Here is an 8,014-nt window from a genome sequence, read left to right on the forward strand (position 1 = left end):
CCCCCAGAGAGGACCGGCACATGGAATGGCATGAACATGACCGAAAGCGTCGTGGGAGAGCGGTCCGAAGAGCGCTCGTGGCCGCCGTCGGCGCCCTGCTGCTCGCCCTGACCGCCCTGCCCACCGGCGCCGGAGCCGCCGAGAAGGAAGAACCCGCCTTCAAGGCACTCCTTTTCACCCGCGCCGTCGGCTACGTCCACGGATCCATCCCGAACGGCATCAAGATGTTCGAGGAGGAGGCCGCCGAGAACGGCTTCGAGATCGTCCAGAGCGACGATCCCACCGTCTTCAGCGACGACAACCTCGCCCAGTACGACGCGATCGTCATGCTCCAGAACTCCGGCATGGTCTGGGACACCGAGGCCCAGCGCCAGGCCATGAAGACGTACGTGGAGAGCGGCAAGGGCATCGTCGCCATCCACAACACCCTCGACATGGGCGTCGAGGAGGCCTTCCCGTGGTGGGACGAGACCATCAACGGCGGCGCCCACATGCCCACCCACTCACCCGGCGTGCTCCAGGGCACGGCCAAGGTCGCCGACCAGGTCCACCCCTCCACCAAGGGACTGCCCGAACGCTGGGAGCGCCCCGAGGAGTGGTACAACTTCGACGAGAACCCGCGCGGTGACGTCCACGTCCTGGTCACCGCCGACGAGACGACGTACAACCCGGGCCCCGACGCCATGGGCGCCGACCACCCCATCTCCTGGTGCCGCAACACCGGCGGCGGCAAGGTCTGGGCCACCGCCATGGGCCACGACACCCCCGCCTACGACGAGGAGTACTTCCGCGACCATGTCGTCGGCGGACTCCAGTGGGCGGCCGGCCAGAAGCCCGGCGACTGCGGCGGCACCGACTGGGGCGCCTACGAGAAGGTCACCCTCGACGACAACACCGCCGACCCGATGGAACTCGACGTCGCCGACGACGGCCGGGCCATCTACGCCCAGCGCAGCGGCGAACTGAAGATCTTCGACCCCGCGTCGCACTCCACCGTCACCGCGGGCAAGCTCGACGTCTACACCGGCGGCGAGGACGGACTCGTCGGCATGGAACTCGACCCCGACTTCGCCAAGAACAACTGGGTCTACCTCTACTACGCGCCCGCCGCCGAGACCAAGGACGTCAACCGGCTCTCCCGCTTCACGCTCAAGGGCAACACCCTCGACCTGAAGAGCGAGAAGAAACTCCTCGACGTCCCCGCCTACCGCTCCCGCACCTTCACCGAGCCCGGACACACCGGCGGCGCCGTCGAGTTCGGCCCCGACGGCACCCTGTACCTCGGCGTCGGCGACGACGTACCGCCCAACCTCGACCCCGACTGGCAGGGCTACGCGCCCATCGACTGGCGGCCGGGCAAGGAGATGCTCGACGCCGCGCGCACCGCCGGCAACACCAACGACCTGCGCGGCAAGCTCCTGCGCATCAAGCCCAAGGCGAGCGGCGGCTACACCATCCCCAAGGGCAACCTGTTCGCCAAGGGCACCGCCAAGACCCGCCCCGAGATCTACGCCATGGGCTTCCGCAACCCCTTCCGCTTCACCGTCGACCAGGAGACCGGCTACGTCCACCTCGCCGACTACGGCCCCGACCGCGGACTGCCCACCACCGACCGGGGCCCCGAGGGCCTGGTCGAGTACAACGTCGTGAAGAAGCCCGCGAACTTCGGCTGGCCCTTCTGCCACGGCGACAACCAGGCGTACGCGCCGTACAACCCGGACACCGGGGTCGTCGGCGCGAAGTTCGACTGCGCCAAGCCCACCAACCCCTCACCCAACAACACCGGACTGACGAAGCTGCCGCCGATCCAGCAGCCCGAACTCTGGTACGGCTACGGCGAGTCCGAGAAGTTCCCGGAGATGGGCGCGGGCGGCTCGGCGCCGATGGGCGGACCCGTCTACCGCTACGACGCGGACAACCCCTCCGAGACGAAGTTCCCCGAGTACTTCGACGGCGCGAGCTTCCTCTACGAATGGTCACGCAACTACATCAAGGAAGTCCGCTTCGACAAGGACGAGAAGCTCCTCAAGGTCAACGACTTCATGGACTCGGTGGCCTTCAAGAGCCCCATGGATATGACCTTCGGGCCCGACGGCTCGCTGTACGTCCTGGAGTGGGGCAGCGAGTTCGGCGGCGGCAACAACGACTCGGGCCTCTACCGCATCGACTACGCGCAAGGGCAGCGCAGCCCCGTCGCCAAGGCCGCGGCCTCCGTCACCGACGGGCCGCTCCCGCTGAAGGTGGACTTCTCCAGCGAGGGCAGCACCGACCCGGACGGCGGCCCGCTGACCTACGAGTGGGACTTCGACGGTGACGGCACCTACGACTCCACCGACGCCAACGCCACCCACACCTACACCGAAGGGGGCGAGTTCAGCGCCCAGTTGAAGGTCACGGACTCCAGCGGGAAGTCCGGCTTCGCCAACGTGCCCATCACCGCGGGCAACACGACGCCGAAGGTGACCATCGACTTCCCCGTCAACGGCAAACTCATCGAGTTCGGCGACCAGATCCCGTACAAGATCACGGTCACCGACCCGGAGGACGGGACCGTCGACTGCGCCAAGGTCACCATCAACCCGGCACTCGGGCACGACGACCACGAGCACCCGACCAACGACATCGCCGGCTGCGAGGGCACCGTCAACACCGGCGACCTGGGCGGCCATCCCGAGGGCGCCGACCTCACCTACGTACTCAACGCCAAGTACACCGACGGCGGCGGCTCCGGCGCACCGGCGCTGACCGGGTACGGCCGTGCCGTCCTGCAACCGAAGCTCAAGCAGGCCGAGTACTACGACAGCCAGTCGGGCACCCGCATCGTGGACCAGGCGGGCGCGGCGAACGGCAAACGCATCGGCGACATCAGCAACGGCGACTGGGTGGCGTTCGAACCGATGAGCGTGGAGGGCATCGACTCGGTCACCTACCAGGTCTCCTCGCCCTACGGGGTCGGCGCGATCGAACTGCGCGCCGGCGCACCGGACGGCGAACTGCTCGCCACCACCCCGATCCCCAACACCGGGGACTGGGACGTCTACCGGGCGACCGATCCGGTACCGGTCAAGGCCCACCCCGGCACGCACAAGCTCTATCTCGTCTTCACGTCACCACAGAACAACTCGTTCGACGTGGACACGGTCGAGTTCAGCGGGCCGTAAGACCGTCAGGCCCTCGCAGGCAGGCCACAACGCACGTCGCGCGCCCGGTGTGTCGGCACCGGGCGCGCGACGCGCCGCTTCTCCACGTCCGTACCCGCCGGTCAGCGCGTACCGACCGCCGCGCGCACGGCCCGGCGGGCCATGGCGCAGTCCTCGTGCAGCCGCCGCAGCAGCAGCCGCTGCTCCTCGCCGCTCGGCGCGCCCGGCTGAGGCTGGTTCGCCCCGCCGACGGGCGGCGCCTCGCGCATCGTGCGCTGCACCTGCGTCTCGTACTTACGGATCTCCGAGGTCAGCACCAGCATCAGATTGACCAGGAAGGCGTCCCGGTCAGCCGTACCCGTGAGCTGCGCGAGCTTGCTGATCTGCTGGCGCGCCAGGGCGTCGTTGCCGAGCACCATCCACAGCGTCGCCAGGTCGTACCCGGGCAGATACCAGCCCGCGTGCTCCCAGTCGAGCAGCACCGCCCCCGCCGGGGACAGCAGCATGTTGGAGAGCAGCGCGTCCCCGTGGCAGAACTGCCGCGTGCCCGGCCGTCCGAGACCGCGCAGCAGCTTCTGCAGATCCCCCAGATCCCGGTCGGTGAACAGACCCAGCTCGTGATAGCGGGTGATCCGCCGCGCGTAGTCGAGACCGGCACCGAACATGTCACCCGGCGGACGCCAGGTGTTGAGCCGCGTCACGGCGCCCAGCACGGTCCGTACGTCGGCGCGCGGCGGGGCCTCCAGGGGGTGGCGCGACAGGGCGGCGGCCCGGCCGGGCATCCGCTCGACGACCAGCGTGCAGTTGTCGGGATCGGCGGCGATCAGCCGGGGCACCCGCACGGGCGGGCGATGGCGCACGAACGAGCGGTAGGTGGCTATCTCGTGCCGGAAGCTCTCGGCCCACGCGGGCGACTGGTCGAGTAAACACTTCGCCACCGCGGTCGTCCGTCCGGTCGTCCCGACCAGCAGCACCGAGCGGCCACTGCGCCGCAGCACCTGCACGGGGTTGAACTCGGGACAGATGCGGTGCACGGCGGCGACGGCCACCCTCAACTGCGCTCCCTGGGGGCCCGACAGGTCGAGCCGGCCGCCGAGCGGTCCGCCCGTCGGCCCCGGCCAGCGCCTGGCCCGGCCGGCGTGGGTGGGGTCGAGATACGGTCCACCACCGGCCGCCGGTGGCCGCTGCTGGCGGGGCGGGGCGGTCACGGAGGACGATGCTGTGTACGACGACGCTGTGTACATGGGCCAACGGATCCCTTCGTGTACCGATGAATTCCCGCGCCACCCGTCCCGGCGGTCGTTCCGCACCCTGGGGAATGTGTCCGACTGCCGGGGCGGGGTGGCGCTTTCCTACACCACACCCCGCCACGGGTGGCACACCATGTGGCGCACCCTGGCGAAGCCTGGCGAATAGTCGCCAGGCATCTGACAGAGGGTTACTGTCAACTCAGCCGAGAACCTGGGGGCTTGACGTGACCGGAGAACCCAACGCCCGCCTGTCGGACCTGTTCGGCCTCGCCGGCTGGTCCAAGGGCGAACTCGCGCGGCTGGTGAACAGACAGGCGGCGGCCATGGGCCACCCCCAACTGGCCACCGACACCTCGCGGGTCAGACGCTGGATCGACATGGGGGAGATCCCACGCGATCCGGTACCGAGGGTGATGGCGTCCCTGTTCACCGAGCGGCTCGGCCGTGTCGTGACCATCGAGGACCTCGGGTTCGTACGACACGGACGCGCGGGGAGACGACGGGACGCCGGGAACGTATCGAACCCCGACGGCCTGCCTTGGGCGCCCGACCGGACGGCTGCGGTCCTCACCGAATTCACGGGAATGGACCTCATGCTCAACCGACGCGGATTGGTGGGCGCGGGTGCCGTGCTCACCGCAGGCACTGCACTCAGCAGTTCCATGTACGACTGGCTGCACTCCGACCCAGCGATGACCGCCGACGCTCCCCGGAGCGCCGACCCGATGCACGCCGAACCCGCCGCGTACGACCGTTACGAGGCCGCCCCCATCGGGGCGCAGGAGATCGACGCGCTGGAGCACTCCGTGGACGTGTTCCGGGCCTGGGACGCCTCCCGGGGCGGCGGCCTCCAGCGCAAGGCGGTGGTGGGCCAGCTCAACGAGGTGGGCGGCATGCTCGCCTACCGCCACCCTCCCCATCTGCAGCGGCGCCTGTGGGGCGTCGCCGCCAACCTGGCCGTGCTCGCCGGCTGGATGTCGCACGACGTCGGCCTCGAACCCACCGCCCAGAAGTACTTCGTCATCGCCACCCACGCGGCGCGCGAGGGCGGCGACCGTCCTCGCGCGGGTGAGGCGCTGTCCCGCGCGGCCCGCCAGATGGTTCATCTGGGGCGGCCGGACGAGGCACTCGATCTGATGAAGCTGGCCAAGTCCGGTTCAGGGGACGAGGTACTGCCCCGTACCCGGGCGATGCTCTGCACGATCGAGGCCTGGGCACAGGCGTCGATGGGGCGCGGCCAGGCCATGCGCCGCACCCTGGGCGAGGCGGAAGACCTGTTCGTCTCGGACAAGGGCGATGTGCCGCCGCCGAGTTGGATGCAGATGTTCGACGAGGCGGATCTGCACGGCATGGAGGCGCTGGCCTACCGTACGCTCGCCGACCACGAGCCCTCGGCGGCGGCCATAGCGCAACGGCATGCCAAGCGGGCGATCGAGCTGCGGCAGCACGGCCGTCAGCGGTCGATGATCTTCGACTATCTCTCGCTGGCCTCGGCCTGCTTCATCGCGGACGATCCCGAACAGGCCGACCGCTACGCGCGGTTGGCGCTGGTGTCGATGGGGGAGACCTCGTCGCACCGCACCTGGGACCGGCTGCGGGAGATGTACCGGCTGACCGGCCAGTACGCGGCGCACGCCACGATCCAGGAACTGCGCCGGGAGATCGACGCCGTCCTGCCCAACCCCACCAAGAAGCCGAGGAGTTCGGAGATCTAGTCGCGGATCAGGCAGATCCGGTACGTCCTCACGTCCCCGCAGAAGGAGCCGTCAGGGGCTCTCAGGGGTGTCTCTACCGTGCCGGGCCGATCCTGGCCACCAGTACACAGGCGTCGTCCTCGCGTCCGGTCTCGCCGAACTCCTCGACGATCGCCCTGACACAGCCCTGCGCGTCACGTGCCCCGGTCAGGCGGGGCCCGAGCGCCAGCAGCCGGTCCACCCCGGTCCGGTCCGTCAGCCTGCCCGTGTGCAGCACCAGCAGATCACCGGGCAGCAGCTGGATCTCGGCCTGTTCGTACGCGGCACCCGATGTCGCGCCGAGCAGGACGCCGTCCAGCGTGGTCAGCGCGCGCCCCGTCCCGTCGCGGAACAGCAACGGGGCGGGGTGACCCGCCTGCGCCCAGACCAGGGTGCGGGTCTCGGCGCGATAGCGGCAGCAGACGGCGCTGCCGAGCGCGGGCCGGTCGGCCGTGTCCAGCAGCTGGTTGAGATGCCCCATCAACGCGCCGGGCTGCACGCCCGCCACCGCCATGCCACGCACCGCGCCGAGGAGCATCGCCATCGTGGAGGCGGCCGTCACGCCGTGGCCGGTGAGATCGCCGACCGTCAACAGGGTGTTCCCGTCGGGGAGTTTCAGCGCGTCGAACCAGTCGCCGCCGACGAGTCCGCCACCGGTGGGCGGCAGATAGTGGCCGGCCAGATCCAGAATGCCCGGCTGACACTGCGGAGAGTGCAGGGACCCGCGCCACGACGGCAGCACGGCCTCCTGCAACTCGGCCACCATCCGCTGCTCGGTCCTGGCGCTGCGCTCGCGACGGCGCAGCGTGTCTCCGGACTCCAGGACGGCGCGCCGGCTGCTGCGTAATTCGCTGACGTCCCGCAGCACCGCCCACATCGAGGCGGTGCAGCCGTCGGAGTCGAGCACGGGCTCGCCCATCATGTGCAGCGTGCGGACGCGCCGGTCGGGCCTGACGACACGGAACTCGCTGTCGATGGGCTTGCCGTCGACGAGGCATTCGGTGACCAGCGCCTGGAGCAGGCTCTGGTCCTCGGGGACCATCACGGACGGCAGTTCGTCCAGGGTCATCGGGCCCTTGCCGGCCGGCCGGCCGAAGATCTCGTACAGCTCGGGCGACCAGGTGACCTCGTCGGTGAGCAGATTCCACTCGGCGCTGCCGACCCGGTTCAGCAGCGAACCGCTCTCGTCGTCCTGGTCGGCCGCCGCGGCGGTCGCCGACTCCGTCCCGTCGCCGGGCAGTCCGTTCTTGAGCTGACCCAAGTGGGCCCCGAGGTCGTCCAGTTGATGCACCGCCAGATCGCACAGCGCGCGCTGCCAGCGCCGTCGCGTGTCGTGCTCGTCGGCGACGGCGTCCCTGCGCACGGCGTCCACGTCGCCGCGCAGCCTGCGGGTGCGCGTGATGAGGGACTCCACCACGCCCCGCTCCGGTGGCTGCGGCGCGGGACGGTCCGCGAACAGATGGGACGGCATCTCGAACTCCGATACAGGCGTGGCACTGCCAGGTCTGAAGAGTGGACCGTTACGACTGTTGCACAGGCTGCGAGGGGCCGTAAGGCATTCGGCAACACTCGATCCGGTGGTGCTTCCGGCATATGCCACAGGCTGAGCAAGTGACCTACCGTCACGGACGAGCTGGGAGACGGGCCGCGCGGTTCGTCAACCGCCCGCCGGGGCGTCCTCGACCACCCGTTTGAGGTTACTCAGCGTCCGGTGGATGTTCCTGGCCTGGAACGCGGCGAAGGTGTGACCGCCGGTCGCGATCCGGTCGAAGACGCCCGCCACGGCGTCGGGCCAGGCGCGCCGGTCGTCCGTCCATGTCTCGGTCACGCGCGTACCGCCGTCGACCGCTTCCAGGCGGTACTCCCAGCTCGCGATCGGACCGCGCAGGCG

The 8,014-nt window shown here is 69.8% G+C and carries 4 protein-coding genes and 1 pseudogene; 2 read left to right on the forward strand and 3 right to left on the reverse strand.

Annotation, left to right across the window (positions count from 1 at the left end; genetic code table 11):
* Positions 1-20: 20 nt before the first annotated feature.
* Positions 21-3,161 carry a ThuA domain-containing protein gene (locus BHU15_RS10480; RefSeq protein ID WP_069626944.1) on the forward strand — a complete coding sequence of 1,047 codons (3,141 nt, stop codon included), beginning with the start codon at positions 21-23 and terminating at the stop codon, positions 3,159-3,161.
* A gap of 101 nt (positions 3,162-3,262) precedes the next feature.
* Here the strand turns inward: BHU15_RS10480 and BHU15_RS10485 are convergent, their stop codons facing one another.
* On the reverse strand, positions 3,263-4,384 hold the full coding sequence (locus BHU15_RS10485) for an aminoglycoside phosphotransferase family protein (protein ID WP_079128055.1): 1,122 nt from the start codon (positions 4,382-4,384) through the stop codon (positions 3,263-3,265).
* Positions 4,385-4,614: 230 nt separating this feature from the next.
* Between BHU15_RS10485 and BHU15_RS10490 the strand changes: the two genes are divergently transcribed.
* Positions 4,615-6,105, forward strand: coding sequence for a DNA-binding protein NsdB (locus tag BHU15_RS10490; RefSeq protein WP_069626945.1), 1,491 nt, complete (start codon positions 4,615-4,617; stop codon positions 6,103-6,105).
* 73 nt (positions 6,106-6,178) lie between these two features.
* On the opposite strand, the gene BHU15_RS10495 is transcribed toward BHU15_RS10490, so the two are convergent.
* Both BHU15_RS10495 and BHU15_RS10500 read right to left on the reverse strand, forming a co-directional pair.
* Positions 6,179-7,594: a SpoIIE family protein phosphatase gene (locus BHU15_RS10495; RefSeq protein ID WP_069626946.1), complete on the reverse strand. Its 1,416-nt coding sequence runs from the start codon at positions 7,592-7,594 to the stop codon at positions 6,179-6,181.
* A 186-nt stretch (positions 7,595-7,780) separates the two neighbouring features.
* Positions 7,781-8,014 (reverse strand): annotated as a pseudogene (locus BHU15_RS10500) (SRPBCC family protein); the annotation flags it as partial.

The sequence above is a fragment of the Streptomyces niveus genome, assembly GCF_001723055.1.
Lineage (GTDB): Bacteria > Actinomycetota > Actinomycetes > Streptomycetales > Streptomycetaceae > Streptomyces > Streptomyces niveus.

Excerpts from the sequence above, each read along its gene's own strand:
- BHU15_RS10495 (WP_069626946.1), bottom strand. The coding sequence starts at position 7,594 with ATGCCGTCCCATCTGTTCGCGGACCGTCCCGCGCCGCAGCCACCGGAG.
- BHU15_RS10485 (WP_079128055.1), bottom strand. The coding sequence starts at position 4,384 with ATGTACACAGCGTCGTCGTACACAGCATCGTCCTCCGTGACCGCCCCG.
- BHU15_RS10480 (WP_069626944.1), top strand. The coding sequence starts at position 21 with ATGGAATGGCATGAACATGACCGAAAGCGTCGTGGGAGAGCGGTCCGA.